At 70.5% G+C, this 16,551-nt stretch carries 16 protein-coding genes; 8 read left to right on the top strand and 8 right to left on the bottom strand.

Annotated elements, in window-relative coordinates:
• The 3 genes from ACFOY2_RS50545 to ACFOY2_RS50535 form a co-directional block, all read left to right on the top strand.
• A partial coding sequence (locus ACFOY2_RS50545; RefSeq protein ID WP_379535335.1) for an RHS repeat domain-containing protein occupies positions 1–1,393 on the top strand: 1,393 nt, incomplete at its 5' end.
• Between the two features lie 101 nt (positions 1,394–1,494).
• On the top strand, positions 1,495–2,253 hold the full coding sequence (locus ACFOY2_RS50540; RefSeq protein WP_379535334.1) for an SDR family NAD(P)-dependent oxidoreductase: 759 nt from the start codon (positions 1,495–1,497) through the stop codon (positions 2,251–2,253).
• 77 nt (positions 2,254–2,330) lie between these two features.
• Positions 2,331–3,116, top strand: coding sequence for an alpha/beta fold hydrolase (locus ACFOY2_RS50535; protein WP_379535333.1), 786 nt, complete (start codon positions 2,331–2,333; stop codon positions 3,114–3,116).
• A gap of 108 nt (positions 3,117–3,224) precedes the next feature.
• Here the strand turns inward: ACFOY2_RS50535 and ACFOY2_RS50530 are convergent, their stop codons facing one another.
• The 3 genes from ACFOY2_RS50530 to mce form a co-directional block, all read right to left on the bottom strand.
• Positions 3,225–4,349, bottom strand: coding sequence for an AI-2E family transporter (locus ACFOY2_RS50530; RefSeq protein ID WP_379535332.1), 1,125 nt, complete (start codon positions 4,347–4,349; stop codon positions 3,225–3,227).
• 143 nt (positions 4,350–4,492) lie between these two features.
• Positions 4,493–5,782 carry a DivIVA domain-containing protein gene (locus ACFOY2_RS50525; RefSeq protein ID WP_379535331.1) on the bottom strand — a complete coding sequence of 430 codons (1,290 nt, stop codon included), beginning with the start codon at positions 5,780–5,782 and terminating at the stop codon, positions 4,493–4,495.
• Between the two features lie 170 nt (positions 5,783–5,952).
• Positions 5,953–6,399: a methylmalonyl-CoA epimerase gene (gene mce / locus ACFOY2_RS50520; RefSeq protein ID WP_379535338.1), complete on the bottom strand. Its 447-nt coding sequence runs from the start codon at positions 6,397–6,399 to the stop codon at positions 5,953–5,955.
• An 85-nt stretch (positions 6,400–6,484) separates the two neighbouring features.
• Between mce and ACFOY2_RS50515 the strand changes: the two genes are divergently transcribed.
• A complete protein-coding gene (locus tag ACFOY2_RS50515) occupies positions 6,485–7,666 on the top strand; it encodes an acetyl-CoA C-acetyltransferase (RefSeq protein ID WP_379535330.1) in 1,182 nt (393 codons plus the stop codon).
• A gap of 132 nt (positions 7,667–7,798) precedes the next feature.
• Here the strand turns inward: ACFOY2_RS50515 and ACFOY2_RS50510 are convergent, their stop codons facing one another.
• From ACFOY2_RS50510 to ACFOY2_RS50500, 3 genes are all read right to left on the bottom strand, one after another.
• Complete coding sequence (locus ACFOY2_RS50510) at positions 7,799–7,951, bottom strand: hypothetical protein (protein ID WP_379535329.1); 153 nt, start codon at positions 7,949–7,951, stop codon at positions 7,799–7,801.
• Between the two features lie 162 nt (positions 7,952–8,113).
• On the bottom strand, positions 8,114–8,785 hold the full coding sequence (locus ACFOY2_RS50505) for a DUF4230 domain-containing protein (protein ID WP_379535328.1): 672 nt from the start codon (positions 8,783–8,785) through the stop codon (positions 8,114–8,116).
• Between the two features lie 25 nt (positions 8,786–8,810).
• Positions 8,811–10,427: a hypothetical protein gene (locus ACFOY2_RS50500; RefSeq protein ID WP_379535327.1), complete on the bottom strand. Its 1,617-nt coding sequence runs from the start codon at positions 10,425–10,427 to the stop codon at positions 8,811–8,813.
• 229 nt (positions 10,428–10,656) lie between these two features.
• On the opposite strand from ACFOY2_RS50500, the gene ACFOY2_RS50495 reads away from it, so the two are divergent.
• The 4 genes from ACFOY2_RS50495 to ACFOY2_RS50480 are packed head-to-tail and all read left to right on the top strand — an operon-like array spanning position 10,657 to position 14,238.
• Positions 10,657–11,208 (top strand): MarR family winged helix-turn-helix transcriptional regulator, encoded by a 552-nt coding sequence (locus ACFOY2_RS50495; protein ID WP_379535326.1) that lies wholly within the window; start codon positions 10,657–10,659, stop codon positions 11,206–11,208.
• A complete protein-coding gene (locus ACFOY2_RS50490; protein WP_379535325.1) occupies positions 11,192–12,133 on the top strand; it encodes a tetratricopeptide repeat protein in 942 nt (313 codons plus the stop codon). The genes ACFOY2_RS50495 and ACFOY2_RS50490 overlap by 17 nt, the downstream gene beginning before the upstream one ends.
• 9 nt (positions 12,134–12,142) lie before the next feature.
• Positions 12,143–12,772, top strand: a complete 630-nt coding sequence (locus ACFOY2_RS50485) for a cytidylate kinase-like family protein (RefSeq protein ID WP_379535324.1) — start codon at positions 12,143–12,145, stop codon at positions 12,770–12,772.
• A 56-nt stretch (positions 12,773–12,828) separates the two neighbouring features.
• Positions 12,829–14,238 carry an NAD-dependent malic enzyme gene (locus ACFOY2_RS50480; protein ID WP_379535323.1) on the top strand — a complete coding sequence of 470 codons (1,410 nt, stop codon included), beginning with the start codon at positions 12,829–12,831 and terminating at the stop codon, positions 14,236–14,238.
• Between the two features lie 202 nt (positions 14,239–14,440).
• Here ACFOY2_RS50480 and ACFOY2_RS50475 read toward each other — a convergent pair whose 3' ends face one another.
• On the bottom strand, positions 14,441–14,941 hold the full coding sequence (locus tag ACFOY2_RS50475; protein ID WP_379535322.1) for a hypothetical protein: 501 nt from the start codon (positions 14,939–14,941) through the stop codon (positions 14,441–14,443).
• Between the two features lie 52 nt (positions 14,942–14,993).
• Positions 14,994–16,544 (bottom strand): glycerol-3-phosphate dehydrogenase/oxidase, encoded by a 1,551-nt coding sequence (locus ACFOY2_RS50470; RefSeq protein ID WP_379535321.1) that lies wholly within the window; start codon positions 16,542–16,544, stop codon positions 14,994–14,996.
• Positions 16,545–16,551 lie beyond the last annotated feature (7 nt).

The raw sequence follows: 16,551 nt of genomic DNA, 5'->3' as shown, positions 1-16,551 counted from the left end.
CACCCGGCGCAAGGTCGGCACCGCCGATCAGAGCCTGTTGTGGGACGCCGAGGGCAACCTGGAGTCGGTGACCGAGGCGGGCAAGACGACGTCGTTCGTCTACGACGCCGAGGGCGATCGGCTGATCCGCAAGACGCCCACCGACGCCACGCTGTATGTGGACGACATGGAGTTGCGGTTCGACTTCGCCAAGGACGTGGTCGAACAGACCCGCTACTACACCGTCAACGATCAGCCCATCGCGGTGCGCACGCCGGACAACCAGGTGTACTTCCTGGCCTCCGACCACCAGGGCACCGCTCAAGCTGCGGTCAACGCCGGCAACGGTGACCTGGCGGTGCGCAGGTCGACCCCGTTCGGTGAAGACCGCGGGACAGCGCCACCCTGGTGGCCGGGACAGCGCGGGTTCGTCGGCGGCACCAAGGACGCGACCACCGGTCTCGTCCACCTGGGCGCCCGTGAGTACGACCCGAAGAACGGCCGGTTCCTGTCGGTGGACCCGATCATCGATGATGTCGACCCGCAGCAGCTCAACGCCTACGCCTACGCCAACAACAGCCCCGTCACGATGACCGACCCCGACGGTCAGTGGGTCTGGGTCGTGGTCGGCATCGGTGTCAGGCTCGGGGCTCGCTACCTCGCCAAGAGGGCCGCCCAGCGCGCCCTGAGGCGGGAGGCGATCCGTCGCGCCAGGGAAGCCGCCAGGAGGCGGGCCTTGGAGGAGGCCAGGAAGAAGGCCAGGGAGGAGGCCAGGAAGCGGGCCCTGGAGGCCGCCAGGAAGCGCGCCCAGGAGGCCGCCAGGAAGCGGGCCGCGGAGACGGCCAGGAAGCGGGCCGCGGCGGAGGCCAGAAGGCGCGCGGCAGAGGCGGCCAGACGGGCTCGGGAGGCCGCGGCGAGGCGACGGGCCGCGGCGGCTGCCCGCAGAGAGGCGAGGAAGGCGGCCCGCGAGGCGGCGGCCAAGAGGCGGATGGCGCAGGCGGCTCAGCGGCGCAACCACCGGGCAGGCCGGATCCCCAGAGGGGTCCAGCAGGCACGCTCTCGCCCGGCGCGGCGTCCGACCAGCCACAGGTCGACGCAGCGGCAGGCGCCGCCCAGGGCGAACCGGCAGCCGGCACGGCCACGGCCGAGCCAGGTCTACCGGAACGACGGCACCGCCCAGCCGACCCAGTCGTACACCGTCTACGGCAACGGCCGGATGTACCCGCAGGGCAGGCCGCCGTCGAGCCTCCCGCGCAACCGCATCGGCCAGGCTGAGAACATCTTCAAAAAGGACAAGGTCGAGCTGACGAACAACACCAGAAGAGGCGCGACCATGGAGCTGAGCTCTCGCAGTCCGAAGATCATCGATGACATGGTCGACTTCTTGGACTTCTGGCTCGGCGGTATGGGCTGATCCGGTTCGCTGAGTGAATGACCGGCGCGGGGCCTTCGTGGCCCCGCGCCGGTGGCGTTCCCGGTTAGAATTTTGTTCGGTTTCGACGTGGAGGAGGCGGCGTGGGCGCGTTCGATCTCACAGGCAGGCAGGCACTGGTCACCGGCGCGTCAAAGGGGATCGGACGGGCCATCGCGCTCGCGTACGCAGAAGCGGGCGCCGACGTGGCGCTCGTGTCCCGCTCCGCCGAGCGGCTCGCCGAGGTCGGCAAGGAGATCGAGGCCCTGGGACGGCGCGCGGTCGTCATCCCGGCCGACCTCACCGACCGCGAGGCCGCGGCGGGCGCCGTGGCGGCGGCGATCGACGGGCTCGGGCACCTCGACATCGTGGTCAACAACGCCGGTGGCTCCAACTTCCTGGTCGAGTTCAAGGACCTGCGGCTGTCCGGATGGGACAAGCTGATGCGCCTCAACCTCGACTCGGCCATGGCCGTCTGCCACACGGTCGCCCCCCACCTGCTGGGCCGGGGCGACGGCGTCGTGATCAATGTGGCCTCCGTGGCAGCGCTCGGCGCGCCCTTCCTGGCCCCCTACGCCGCCGCCAAGGCCGGGCTGGTGGCCCTGACCAAGACGCTGGCCGTCGAGTGGGCCGGGGCCGGGGTGCGCGTCAACGCCCTGTGCCCCGGCTGGACGGCCACCGACCTCAACCGCAACCTGTGGGAGGACGAGACAGGCGGCGCCGCCACGGTCGCCACCGTGCCCATGCGGCGCTGGGGGACCGTGGCGGAGATGGCCCAACCGGCCGTCTTCCTGGCCAGTTCTGCCTCGGCGTACATGACCGGGCAGGTGCTGTTCGTGGACGGGGGAGCCACCGCGATCTGATCCGGTCGGGTGCCACTGGTGCATATCGGCATGGGATTTGAGTGATTGTCGCGGTGAACCGGGCTACCGTGTGGTCCGTGCAGCTCTACACACGATCGGCCGGGACCGGGCTCCCGGTTGTGCTGCTTCACGCGTTTCCCCTGTCGTCGGCCATGTGGCTGGCCCAGCGGGAAGGGCTGGCCGGAGCCTGCCGGGTCATCACACCTGATCTGCGAGGTTTCGGCGGGTCGCGGCTGGGCGACGACGAACCGTCACTCGACCTGATGGCCGACGACGTCGCCAGGCTGCTCGATGACGAGGGCATCGACAAGGCCGTCGTCGGCGGGCTGTCCATGGGCGGCTACGTGACCATGGCCTTCTGCCGCCGGCACCCCGACCGCCTGATGGGCGTGATCCTGGCCGACACCAAGGCGGGCCCCGACCCGCCTGCGGCGCGGGCCAACCGGGAGCGCATCGCCCAGGCGGTGCTGTCCGACGGGAGCGAGGTGCTGGTCAGCGACGTGCTGCCGGGCCTCATCGGGCAGACCACCAAGGAACGGCGGGCCATGGTGTTCGGGCGGGTCAAGGGGCTGGTGCAGTCCGCGCCGCCGGGCGCCGTCGCCTGGGCGCAGCGGGCCATGGCCGCGCGGCCCGACTCCTTCGACACGCTGGGCGCTCTCAAGGCGCCGCTGCTGGTCGTCGTGGGCGAGGAGGACGAACTGTCGCCGCCCGCCGACGCCGAGGCGATGGCCGGCGCCGTCCCGGAAAGCCGGCTGGAGATCATCCCCAAGGCCGGCCACCTGAGCGCGGTCGAACAGCCCGAGGCGTTCAACGCGGCGGTGACGGCCTTCGTCGGCTCGCTGCTGGGCGGCGCACGCAGGTGACAGCGCCGCTCGGAACGCTGCTGGGCGGGGCGCGGTGGTGACGCTGGAGGGTGTCGGGCGGTCAGGGCCGGGAGGGCGGGGCCGGTGTGGTCGCGCCCTCCCGGCCGCTCATGTTCGCGCCTGGCGGGGCACCACGACCTCGCGGATGATCAACGCGATCGCCGCCGCCACCGGGATGGCCAGCAGTGCGCCGACGATGCCGAGCAGCGCGCCCCCGAACAGCGCGGCGATCACCGTCACGGCGGGCGTCACGTCGACCGAGCGTTTCATCACCCTCGGGTAGATGAGGTAGTTCTCGACCTGCTGGTAGACCACGAAGAAGATCGCGCACGCGATGCCGGCGGGCAGCGACTGAAGCAGCGCCACACTGGAGACGACCACCGCGCCGATCGTGGCGCCCACCAGCGGGATCAGGTCCGTCAGCGCCACCACCAGGGCCAGCGCGAGCGCGTACTCGACGTCGGCGATCGACAGGAAGATCCACGCCAGCACGCCCGCGATGACCGAGATCAGCACGTTGCCCGCGACGTACCCGCCGATGCCGGTCAGGATCTCCTCGCTGATCGCGCGCGTCCTGTCCCTGCGGGAGGCCGGGACGAGCTTGAGCATATAGTCCTTGATCGTGTGCAGGGAGCCGAGGAAGTACAGCATGAGCACCAGCAGCGTCACGGTCGTGAAGAGGCCGTTCAGCACCACGAGCCCCGCACCCATGATCCCCGAGGCCAGCGACGGCCCGAGCGTGGTCGTCACGAACGACGTGAGCTGCGGCACGACCCTGTACTCCGCGTCGAGCTGGCGCACCAGGGGATGGTTGCTCAGCTCCTTGAGGTAGCCAGGTACCGCCGCGACGAACTCCGAGAGCTGATGGCTCACCGGCGGCACCACGGCCAGCCCGAAGAGCACGAACACCACGATGACCCCGGTGAACACGATCGAGATCGCACCCCGCCTGGCCAGGCCCCGCCGCTGTAAGGCCTCGACGGCCGGGTTGAGCCCGACGGCCAGGAACATGGCCACGACCACGAGGATGATCGTGCTGAGCGAGTTGACGACCATCTGCGCGATCGCGATCGCCGTCAGCACCCCCAGTCCGCCGACCAGCCCGAACAGGAACGGGCCGCGGGCGAGAGGCTTTCCTGGCAGCCCGTACGGCTGCGTTTCCTCCTGGGGTGTGTCCTTCCCGGGGGTCTGGGCTGATTCCTTCCCGGGGGATGGCTCGACATCTGCGGACAAGGGAACTCTCCGGGGGTTGGCGACAAACCATGTCGAACTCCACGGAGTCCGACACAAAGAGAGAGCCTAGCGACCATCAGATCGCCAGGCTCTCTCGCTTGCCAGCCGTCGTACAGAGCCCCCGTGTGGCTGCTACCTCGTGCCTACTCCTGCCACCACTCCGCGTCGTCCTCGGACTTGGCCTCGACCTTGGGTGCGGGCGTCGTGGCGGGCGCGGGGCTGTCGATCGCGGGCGCGGCGAGCGCCGGCTTCGGCGGGGCCGCCGTGACCGCGGCCTCGGACTCCATGCCCGGCAGCGGGGCGCCGCCGAGGAGCTGGCGAAGCTGGGCCAGGTGGCTGGTGATGCTGTCGCGCTGGCGGGTGAGCTCGTCGACCTGGCGCTGCATGGCGGTGCGGGTGCGCTCGGCCTCGGTCTTCGCCTCGGTGACGATCGTCTCGGCGCTCGACTTGGCGTCGGACACGATGGTCTCGGAGCTCTTGCGGGCGTTCGCGACCAGCTGCTTGGCGTGCAGGTCGGCCTCGCGGCGGGTCTGCTCGGCCTGCTGGGTGGCCTTCGTGGCCCGAGACTCGGCCGTGGCCGCGCGCTGCTCGGCCTCGGCGACCAGCTTCTGCGTGGCGGCCTGGGCGCTGGCGTGGCGCTCGGCCTCCTGCCGCTCGGCGTCCTCGCGGCGGGAGGCGAGCTGGATCTCGAACTCCGCCTCGTCCTGCGCCCGCTTGGCCTCCGACTCCTCCAGCACCCGCTGCGCCTGCGCGCGCATCTCGTCGGCCTGCCGCTTGGCGGTGGTGAGCACCTCGTCGCGCTCGCGCTTGGTGGAGGCCCGCAACTGGGCGACCTCGCGCTCGGTCGTGGTGCGGAGCTTGGCGATCTCCCGCTCGGCGTCGGCGCGCTTCTCGGCGACCTCGTGGTCGGCCGTGGCGCGCAGCTTGGCGGCCTCGCGCTCGGTGGTGTTGGTCAGCTCGTCGGCCTCGCGCCGGGCGGTGGAGCGGATCTCCTCCGCGTCGCGCTCGGCGGTGGTGCGCATCTCGTCGCTCTCGCGCGTGGCCTGGGCGCGCTTCTCCGCGGCCTCTGCCTCGGCGGCGGCGCGCATGTCGGCCGCCTCGACCTTGGCGGCGGCCTTGATCTCGTTGGCCTCGGACCTGGCGGCCTGGACGAGTTCGGTGGCCTGTTCTTCGGCCAGACGGAGCAACTGCTCGATGCGGGCGCCGAGACCGGAGTAGGTCGGACGCTCCTGCTCCTGGAGCTGGCGCTGGGAGTCGGACAGATCGCGCTGAAGGCCGACGGCCTGCTCGCGGGCCTGGCGCAGCTCTTGGTCGAGCTGCTTCAGATGATCGTGGACCTGATGCCGGTCGTAACCGCGCAGCACCACGTCGAACTCGCGTGCGGGGGCGTCCTCGAAGAAGTTGTTGAGCTGGGCGTCGATGTCGGACTGCATGGAGGCTCAATCCTGGGTTGTCGAGACGGCTACACGGGCCGGACGGGGGGTTCGGGGCATCCGTACCAGAGCCTGTGCCTCGCGGCAGGCCCCATGTCCGGTGGAAGGTCAAGCGTACTCCGCCGGTGCCCCCTGCGAAGCCCCGTCCACGTTTCTGCGTGACTAGTTACTTATGAACGTTTTTTGGCCATTTCGTCGGGGCTGGCGGCTTGGACCAACTCGGTGAGCATCCCCCCTACGTCCTTGGGATGCAGGAAGGCGATCTGTGAGCCCAGCGACCCGTGCCGGGGGCGCTCGTCCAGCAGCCTTACACCCTTCGCGTCGATCTTAGCCATGGTTTCGGTGACGTCGCGAACACCGAACGCCACATGATGAACGCCCTCACCCCGTCTGGCGAGGAACTTCCCCACGGGCGAGTCGTCCGAGAGAGGCTCCAGGAGCTGGATGTAGGAGCCTCCGCCCTCGCCGTCGGCGATGTGCAGCATGGCCTCTTTGACGCCCTGCTCCTCATTGACCTCGCGGGCCACGACCTCAAGCTCGAAGGTCTCGGAGAAGAACGCGATCTTCGCCTCCAGGTCGTGACAGGCGATGCCGATGTGGTCGATCCGCATGAACATGTGTGTCTCACCTCCATAGCGATCATCCATCTACCCGTGGGTATGGTGTCAAAGAACCCGCGCGTGAGCACAGGAGGCCGTCGCCATGTCCAGTTCCGTCATCGTCGCGGGAGCTCGCACCCCCATCGGCAAGCTCCTCGGAGCCCTGTCCGGGCAGTCGGCCACCGACCTCGGCGGCCTGGCCATCAAGGCGGCGCTGGCCCGCGCCGGCGTGGCGCCGGAGGCGGTCGAGTACGTCGTCATGGGCCAGGTGCTCCAGGCCGGCGCCGGCCAGATCCCCTCACGCCAGGCCGCCGTCAAGGCCGGCATCCCGATGACCGTCCCCTCGATCACGATCAACAAGGTCTGCCTGTCGGGCCTCGACGCCATCGCGCTGGCCGACCAGCTCATCCGCGCGGGCGAGTTCGACATCGTGGTGGCGGGCGGAATGGAGTCGATGACCAACGCCCCCCACCTGCTGCCCGGCCTGCGCAAGGGCGTCAAGTACGGCGGCTCGCAGGTGGTCGACTCGATGGCCCACGACGGCCTGTTCTGCGCCTTCGACCAGCGCGCGATGGGGGAGTCCACCGAACTCTACAACGCCAGGCTCGGCATCGGCCGCGAGGAGCAGGACGCCCTGTCGGCCCGCTCCCACCAGCTCGCCGCCGCCGCGGCCAAGAACGGCGTCTTCGAGGACGAGATCGTGCCGGTGGAGATCCCGCAGCGGCGCGGCGAGCCGTTGATCGTCAAGGACGACGAGGGCGTGCGCGGTGACACGACCGCGGAGACGCTGGCCAAGCTGCGGCCCGCCTTCGCCGCCGACGGGACGATCACGGCGGGTTCCGCCTCGCAGATCTCCGACGGGGCCTGCGCGGTCGTGGTGATGTCGAAGGCCAAGGCCGAGGAGCTCGGCCTTGCGTGGCTGGCCGAGATCGGCAGGCACGGCAACGTCGCGGGGCCCGACGCCTCGCTGCAGTCGCAGCCCGCCAACGCGATCAAGCAGGCGCTGGCCAAGCAGGGCCACACGGCCGCCGACCTGGACCTGGTGGAGATCAACGAGGCGTTCGCCAGTGTGGTGCTGCAGTCGGTCAAGGAACTGGGCGTGCCGCTGGAGAAGGTCAACGTCAACGGCGGCGGCATCGCCCTGGGGCACCCGATCGGGGCGTCGGGGGCGCGCATCGTGCTGACGCTGGCGCATGAGCTCAAGCGCCGCGGCGGCGGCCTCGGGGCCGCCGGGCTGTGCGGCGGCGGCGGGCAGGGCGACGCCCTCCTCATCCGCGTCCCCTGAGGCGACTCACGAGCTGACAGCGCGATGCCCCGGTCCGACCAGGAACGGGACCGGGGCTTCGCAACGCCGCCCCCTAAGGGGGCATTTCAGCCCGGCCGCGAGGGAGGGTGCGGCCGGGCTGCTTGTGGGCGGTCATGACGAGAGGAACTTGGCGAAGACCGAGCGCCGACGGCCCTCGGGCGCCCCGCCCCTCATCACCTCGCGGGCACGCCGCTCCTCGGCCGCCCGCCGCCGCAGCTCGGAGGCGTGGTGCTGCATCATGGTGTATTCGAGTTCGGCGTTCATCCGAGTCGCTCCTGTGTTCGTGGGGACCCTGTCGTCCCCCGCACTCTCAAGACTCGTCCTAAGGCCCTGTGCGACACATCGGGCGTATGTCTTATCTCTGGGCGTAGGGGTGGCTAGGAAGATACTTAGGAGGGCGCACAGAGCGACTAAGGCGGCCGTGAGCTAGGGCTCGTCGGTGTACTTGACCGTGACCTTCGTGAAGCCGAGCGACTTGAGCATGCCCGACAACATCGCCTTGGTGTTGGCGTCGGCCCTGGCGCGCAGGTCGCTCGCGACGGCGGCCTCGCTGATCTTCTTCTCGGCCAGCAGGTAGAGCTCCCGCTGGTCGCCCGGTGAGCCGGACAGGAAGTCCTGCACCCGGTCGAACAGGCCGCGCTGCTGCGCGAACACGTACGAGCGGCTGTTGTCCAGGTTCGGCTTCTCCAGCTGGGCCCGCGGCAGACGCACGGTCACCTCGGTGCGGTCCTGCGAGATCGTCAGCGCGTTGGTCGCCATGGCGGAGAAGTCCACGTACGCGTCCACGCCGCCCGCCCCGACGAACAGCGTGCGGGTGCCCTTGACCGCGTCCGGCAGGAACTTGGCGTCCTTCTCCAGGTCCACGACCACCTGGAAGGTCCCCGTCGCGGCCTCGAAGCGGCTCATGTCCTTGATGGACTGCAGGACCACCGGCTGGCTGCGGTCGATGGTCTGCTCGCCGAGCGGGTTCAGCCAGGTCCAGGCCAGGCGGCCGCCCACCACGAGCAGAACCGCCAGGACCAGGAACCCCGCGATGTATCGCCACCTGCGCCGCCGCCCGGGGACCACCTCGGGCGGCGTCGTACGGGAAGTCGTCATGCGTGCATGACTACCCGCTGGACGATCACCTTTGCTGGTCCTTTGGTGACATATTCGGTCCCCGGTCCGCCGGATCGGGAACCTCCGAGGCGTCCTCCCGCGTCGCGGACTTCGGCTCGGCCGGCCTGCCGCCGTGCGAGGCCGACATGCCGGAGCGGGAGGTGTACGGGTCGGACCAGCCCACCGTGGACGCGTCCGGCGCCCAGGCGGCCGCGGGCGAGTCGGGCGGCCAGCCGACGACCGGCGCGTCCGGCACCCAGCCCAGCGCCGGCTCCTCCGGCCGCGCCGCGGACGGGTTCGGCGCGGGGTCGGCCGAGGCCGGGGTGCCGCCGCCGCCAGGACTGGGGAAGACCGGGTAGACGTGGCTGGAGGAGGGGGCCGGTCGCACGGACGGGGCCACCTGCGCGGGCGCGGGCCCGCCGCCGAAATGCGTGCCCGACAGCCGGCACTGCTGGAAGTCGCTGTAGAACATGCGCAGCCACTCCCTGCGCTGGTGCTCGCTCCAGTACGAGAACGACGCCGTCACGTACTGGTGCTCGGGCGAGGGGCCCTGCGGCAGCGGCTCGCCGCGCAGCCAGGCCATCACCAGCGCCCGGTAGCCCTCCGCGATCGGATCGACGCACCTGGGCGCCAGCGAGTCGATGTATCCGTAGGCGGCCTCCTCCGCGAACCCCGCGGACAGGTCGGGCACGTGGATCGGCGCGAGCCCGTTGGACGGCTTCAGCTCGTCGTCCAGCGGACGCTGCTCGACCCGGGTGAAGGCCGCCGGCGTGCCCGCCAGCCGTGAGGCGATCTGCGTGAAGGCCGCCCCCAACTCGGTCAGCCCCGCCCGCATGCCGGGGTGCACGCACACCGTGATCGGCCACTCCTGGCAGGTGTAGGCGATGTCCTCGGCCGCGGCCGGCTTCGGCTGCGTCAGCACCCGTGACACGCCCATCCCCGCCGCCAGCACCGCCAGCAGCGCGCACACCAGCACCAGGGCCTGCCTGGTGACCAGCGCCGCCCAGCCGAGCAGCAGCGCCGCGGTGATGCCGAGCAGCCAGATGGTCTGGTCGAAGAACGGCGCTCCGTTCAGCCCCTGGAACAGGTCGTACGGCTCGCCGGTGCCGGGCGCCAGCTTGTCGGCCCACCCGCGGTTGTCGGCCAGCCACGAGAAGGCCCCGTAGCAGGCCAGCCCGGCCAGCGGCGGCGTGAACGCCTTGGGCAGCACCCAGCCGGCCACCCACCCGATCACCGAGTAGAGCGCCAGCCCCGCCATGCCCATGCCCAGCCCCGGCAGGCTCACCCGGCCCGCCTGGTCGGTGAGCACGGTCTTGACCGCCAGCACCAGCACTGTCGCCCCGAAGGAGCCCAGCACCACCACCACGATCGCCAGCGGCGCCTTGAGCGCCCGCCACGTCGTGAGCGGGCGCCCGCGCAGCGCGCGGCGTTTGCGCAGCGCGACCCACGCCGCGAACGCGGCCGCCACCGGCCCCGTCAGACGGAGCGAGCCGATGACCGCGGCCACGATGTTCTCCCAAGCGTCTACGCCAGGGATCAGGACATTCCACGCCGCGACCAGGCCGAGAGCCAGCAGCACGGCCACCGTGACGGCCGCGCTCTGCTTCAGCTCCTCTCGTGAAACGCCCGAGTGCTCACGCACCCTTGTTCCCGCTGAAGTTCATCAAGCACCCCCCGTGCCCCCTCGGCGAGGCGGAAACGATCAGTCCAGGCCGGTCCCCACGGCCGATGGACTTGGCATCCGCCTCACCATACGTAGGAGAACCATAACTGAGCGTGATGATTGATGTCCGGATTCTTGGTCAAGCAGAGAGGCCTGTCGCAGACAGTAATCAGACGAACTGGGACGAGAGGCGCGCTACGGTAGCGCTGTGTCGCAGCAGAAGCCGCTCAACCTGCCGTTCGACCCGATCGACCGCGCCGCGGAGTCGTGGCGCGAGCACTTCGGGCCCTCAGCCGCCATGGCCGCAGTCACCTCGATCATGAGAGCGCACCAGATCCTGCTGTCGCAACTTGACTCGCTGCTGAAGCCATATGACTTGACCTTCGCCAGGTACGAAGCACTGGTGTTGCTGACCTTCAGCAGGACGGGCGCGCTCCCACTGTCAAAGATCGGCGAACGGCTGATGGTGCACCCCACAAGTGTCACGAACACGGTGGACAGGCTGGAGAAGTCCGGGTTCGTCAGCCGCCTGCCCAATCCGCGCGACGGGCGCGGCGTGCTGGCCGAGATCACCGACGCCGGCAGGGACGTCGTGCGGCGTGCCACGGCCGATCTGATGGGGGCCGAGTTCGGGCTCACGATGTACGCCGAGGACGAACTCCAGCAGTTGTTCGACCAGTTGCGCACACTACGGGTGGCGGCGGGTGACTTCGCGGGCCCGTCCATACGGCAAGATGAAGAGCATGGCGGACTTCTCTAGGCCCGGGTCGCTCTATGGAGCGGTAGATCTGGGCGCGCGCAAGCAGGCACTGGAGGCGCAGGCCCGGCGGGGGGCCGCGGGTCCCCAGGGGGCCGCGTCGGCCGACGTCGTCGACGTCACGGAAGAGTCGTTCACGGCCGAGGTCGTCGAACGCTCGATGAGCGTGCCTGTCGTCCTCGACCTCTGGTCGCCGAGAGCACCGGGCAGCGCCCAGCTCAGCCCGGTGCTGGAGAAGGTGGTGGGCGACCTCGGCGGCAGAGCCGTCCTGGCCAAGGTCAACGTCGACGCCAGCCCGCAGGTCGCCCAGGCGCTGCGCGTGCAGGCCGTCCCGACCGTGCTGGCCATCTTCCAGGGCCAGGCTGTCACCGGCTTCCAGCAGGTGCTGCCCGAGCAGGAGGTGCGCCGCTGGCTCGACGAGCTGATGGGCGCCGTCGAGCAGTTCTACCAGGCCAACCCCGACGCCAGGCCCCCCGCGGAGCCCGGCGAGCAGGAGGAGGCCCCGGCCGGCCCGCCCGCCGACCCCGACATGGTGGCGGCCGAGCAGGCCATCGAGGCGGGCGACCTCGACGCGGCCGAGCAGGCCTACCAGCGGCTGCTCGCCAGGGCGCCGGGCGACGAGGACGCCAAGATGGGGCTCGCGGGCGTCGGCCTGATCAAGCGCACCGAGGCGGCCGACCCCGACGACGTGCAGCGCCGCCTGCAGGACCCGGCCGACCTCGACGCCCAGCTCCTCGCGGCCGACTTCGAGATGTTGTCCGGCCAGGTCGACGAGGCGTTCGCCCGCGTCATCGGCGTGGTCAAGCGCACCTCGGGCGACGATCGCGACAAGGTCAGGAAACATCTGCTCGGCCTTTTCGACGCGTTGCCCGCCGACGACCCATCTTTGGTCAAAGCTCGTAGAGCTTTGGCGAGCGCACTGTTTTAACCTGGGGTTATGCGGGTCGTCACGATATCGGCCACATACGGCACGGCCGGAAGCCAGATCGGCCCGGCCGTGGCCGAGCGTCTCGGTGTGCCCTTCATCGACCGCGCCATCCCCGGTGCCGTCGCTCGTGAGCTGGGCTGCACGCTCGAAGAGGCCCTGGTCCACGACGACCGGGCCGAACACGGGCTCGGCAGGCTGCTGTCCGGGGCGATGCGCCTGCCGACGGTCACCTTCGGGGGAGTCGACATGTACGTGCCGGGCGCGATGCCGTTCGCGCCCGAGGAGTTCGTCCGCCGCACCGAACGCATGCTCAAAGAACTGGCCCAGGACCAGGGCGGAGTCTTCCTGGGCCGGGCGGGCGCGGTGGTGCTGGCCGAGCATCCTGGCGCGCTGCACGTCCGGCTCGACGCGCCGGTCAAACGCAGGATCAGGCAGACGGCGACGCTGGGCGAGCTGAGCGAGCGCGACGCCCGCAAGATCATCGAGGAGAACGACCGGGCGCGGACGGCCTACGTCCGCCACTTCTACCGGGTCGATCCAGGGGATCCCTGTCAGTATCATCTGGTTCTCGACAGCACCACGATCCCCGTGCCGACATGCGTCGATCTGATCGTCACCGCAGCCGAGGCACTGGATTGACGAAAAGCCCCCTAACATGGGAGGCATTCTTGGTCAGTCCCGAAGGAGCGATTGACGTGGCGACCGTCCCGAGTGTGTCGTACTCCATCACCGTGCGTCTTGAGGTGCCCGCAGGCGGCAAGGCCGTGAGCCAGCTCACGCACGCCGTAGAGTCGGCAGGGGGCGTCGTGACCGCCCTCGACGTCACCAACGCGGGGCACGAGAAGCTCCGCATCGACGTCACGTGCGCGGCCAGGGACACCGACCACGCCCAGGCCATCGTCGACCAGCTCGAAGCCGTCGAGGGCGTCGTCATCCACAAGGTGTCCGACCGCACGTTCCTCATGCACCTCGGCGGCAAGATCGAGATGGTGTCGAAGGTGCCGCTGCGCAACCGCGACGAGCTGTCCATGGCGTACACGCCGGGCGTGGCGCGCGTGTCCATGGCGATCGCCCGCAACAAGGAGGACGCGCGGCGCCTGACCATCAAGCGCAACACGGTCGCCGTGGTCACCGACGGCTCGGCCGTGCTGGGGCTCGGCAACATCGGGCCCGAGGCGGCGCTGCCGGTCATGGAAGGCAAGGCGGCGCTGTTCAAACGGTTCGCCGGCATCGACGCCTGGCCGATCTGCCTCGACACGCAGGACGTCGACGAGATCGTCCGCACGGTCCAGCTGATCGCGCCCGGGTTCGGCGGGATCAACCTGGAGGACATCGGGGCGCCGCGCTGCTTCGAGGTGGAGCGCCGGCTGCGCGAGCTGCTCGACATCCCCGTCTTCCACGACGACCAGCACGGCACGGCGATCTGCGTGCTGGCGGCGCTGACCAACGCGCTGCGGGTGGTCGACAAGAACATCGAGAACGTCAAGATCACCATGGCGGGCGCGGGAGCCGCGGGCAACGCGGTGCTGCGGCTGCTGCTGGCGGCCGGGGCGCGCAACGTGATCGTCTGCGACTATCTGGGGGCCGTGCACCAGAAGCGCGACGACCTGGACGAGTCGCTGCGCTGGATCGCCGACCACACCAACGCCGAAGGGTACGCGGGCGACCTGCGGGGGGCCGTCAAGGACGCCGACGTGTTCGTGGGGGTGTCCGCTCCGGGCATCCTGACCGGCGACGACATCGCCACGATGGCCAAGGACGCGGTGGTGTTCGCGCTGGCCAACCCGGAGCCCGAGGTGTCGCCCGACGACGCCAGGGAGCACGCCGCCGTGGTGGCCACCGGCCGGTCCGACTACCCCAACCAGATCAACAACGTGCTGGCCTTCCCCGGGGTGTTCCGCGGGCTGCTGGACGCTCAGGCGGGCGGGGTCACGCAGGAGATGCTGCTGGCCGCGGCCGACGCCCTGGCCGCGGTGGTCACTCCGGAGGAGCTGGGCCCCAACTACATCGTCCCCAGCGTCTTCCACCCCGACGTGGCGGGGGCTGTTGCGGCAGCCGTCCGAGAAGCTGCCGGCGGGCGTGCGAGGGGCTTTACAGAAGCATGATTCTTTACGGCAGGCCGACGGCACGCCAAACGCCGTACGTGGTTGAGGGCCCCCAGGGGGACGGCCTCTGACCCGCACGGGGCCGGCCGTCGTCACGGCGCACAGTGGGCCGGCTGGGTGGTCACACGGGGGGCCTGCTCGTCGCGGCAGTTGAAACCGGCGGGTGGTCTGTGGACAGGCGTCTCGCCGGCGGGCCTGCCGATTACCTCGTGGTGCCGGCTCCGTGGGTTACCGCTGGGATCAGGCGGTGGGTTTCCTGGAAGACCAGGTTGTGGGTGTCGGCGGCGGCTATGGCTCGCAAGACGTTGAGCTGGGCCTCGGCGTCCGCCTGGTCGAAGACGTTCAGTGGCCAGTCGCCTACGGTGTTGCCTCTCAGGTGTGGGTGCAGGAAGTCCCTGCCGTAGTGGGCGACTATGGCGATGGGTTGGTTGCCTGATTCCTGCTGTTCTGGCCAGGTCAGCGACCACATGGCGTTGAGGCCGCCCTCTCGCGACCTGGTGATGCCGCTGGCCACCACCTCGCCGGTGCCGAGCAGCAGGTCGGTGTTGATCTCTTCGAGGGCGGTGCGGGCCACCGGGTCCAGGAGCTCGACCGCCCTGTCGAACACGTGTTCCTTGTCCTCCCGCGAGACGGCCTGGCCGTGAGTGCCGTCGCGCAGGTCGCGGAAGTGCCTCAGCAGGGCTTCGTTCGTGGGAGTTAGCATGCCCTACCCCTTCCCCGCCGGGCGGCCAGGCCACCTCTGAGGTGCGGGAATCTCAGCCGAGCAGGTGCTCGATCCTGGCGCGGACGTCGGGCGTGTCGAGGCCGCGCACGGTGAGGGTCGTGCGCCGCCGTACGACGTCGTCCACCGTGGCCGCCCATTCGCGGTCGCGGGCGTAGACCGCCTGCGCCCAGATGTCGGGGCCGTCGGGGTGGATGCGCTCGCCGAGCGCCGGGTTCTCGCGGATGAGCCGGGCCACGTCGAAGGCGATCGACCCGTAGTGCGTGGCCAGGTGGCGGGCCACGAGCGGATCCATGCGCATGCCGGGGTCACGGTCGGTCCACAGCCGCAGGGCGACGGCGTCGGGGCTGGCCAGGCCGGGCAGCGGCACGGCGGGCAGGATGTCGGCCAGGTCGTCGCCCAGGGGGCGGCCAGGCAGGTGGGCGAGGGTGTCGAAGACGTGCCGGCCGATGTGCCGGTAGGTCGTCCACTTGCCGCCTGCCACCGACAACATGCCGCCGGAGCCCCGGGTCAGCACGGTCTCCCGCTTGGCCGCCGTCACGTCGCCGGGGCCGCCCGGCAGCACCCGCAGCCCGGCGAAGGCGTAGGTGATGTCCTCGCGCCGCAGCTGGGTGTCGCGCACGGCGTGCCCGGCCTCGTCGAGGATCTGCGTGATGTCGGCCTCGGTGGCGCCCACGGCTGCCGGGTCGCCCTCGTACGCCTCGTCGGTGGTGCCGAGCAGCAGGTGGTCCTCCCATGGGATGGCGAACGACACCCGGTACTTGTCGATCGGCGTGGTCAGCGCCGCCTTCCACGGCTCGTGGCGGCGCATGACCAAGTGGGCGCCCTTGGACAGCCGGATGCTCGGCGCGGCGTCCGGGTCCTCCATGCGCCGCAGGTGGTCGACCCACGGGCCGGTGGCGTTCAGCACCAGGCGGGCCGAGACCCCGAACTCCGTGCCGTCGAACCGGTCGCGCAGGTCGGCGCCCGTCACCGTGCCGCCCGTCTTGCGCAGCCCGACGACCTCGGCGTGGTTGAGCACGACCGCGCCCGCGTCCACGGCGGCGCGCACGGTCATGACCGCCACGCGGCTGTCGTTCATCTGGTGGTCGCCGTAGACGGCGGCGGCCCGCAGGCCCTCGGTGCGCAGCGCGGGCACCTTGGCCAGCGCCTGGTGCGGCGTGATCACCTTGCCCATGCCGTCGCCGAACACCGACAGCGCCGAGTACAGGAACACGCCCGCGCCCAGCTTGGCGGCCCCGTGCGGCCCGCCCTTGTAGACCGGCACCAGGAACGTCAGCGGTTTGACCAGGTGCGGCGCGATGTCGGCGGCCAGGGCGCGGCGCTCGCGGTGGTTCTCCGCGACGAGCCTGACGTTGCCGGTCTGCAGGTAGCGCAGGCCGCCGTGGACGAGTTTGGAGGAGGCGCTGGAGGTGGCGCCGGCGAAGTCGCCCGCGTCGACCATCGCCACCCGCAGCCCGGACTGGGCGGCCATCCAGGTCACCGAGGTGCCGAGGATGCCACCGCCGATCACGAGCAGGTCAAAGGTGGTGCCGGAGAGCTCGTGGCGGATCTCCGCCCGATCGGTCCCGATCGCGATCGTCATTGCCATA

The organism is Nonomuraea purpurea, from assembly GCF_042650645.1.
GTDB classification, from domain to species: domain Bacteria; phylum Actinomycetota; class Actinomycetes; order Streptosporangiales; family Streptosporangiaceae; genus Nonomuraea; species Nonomuraea purpurea.
Note: the sequence above shows the minus strand (reverse complement) of the source record. Positions and strands in the feature narration are given on the sequence as shown.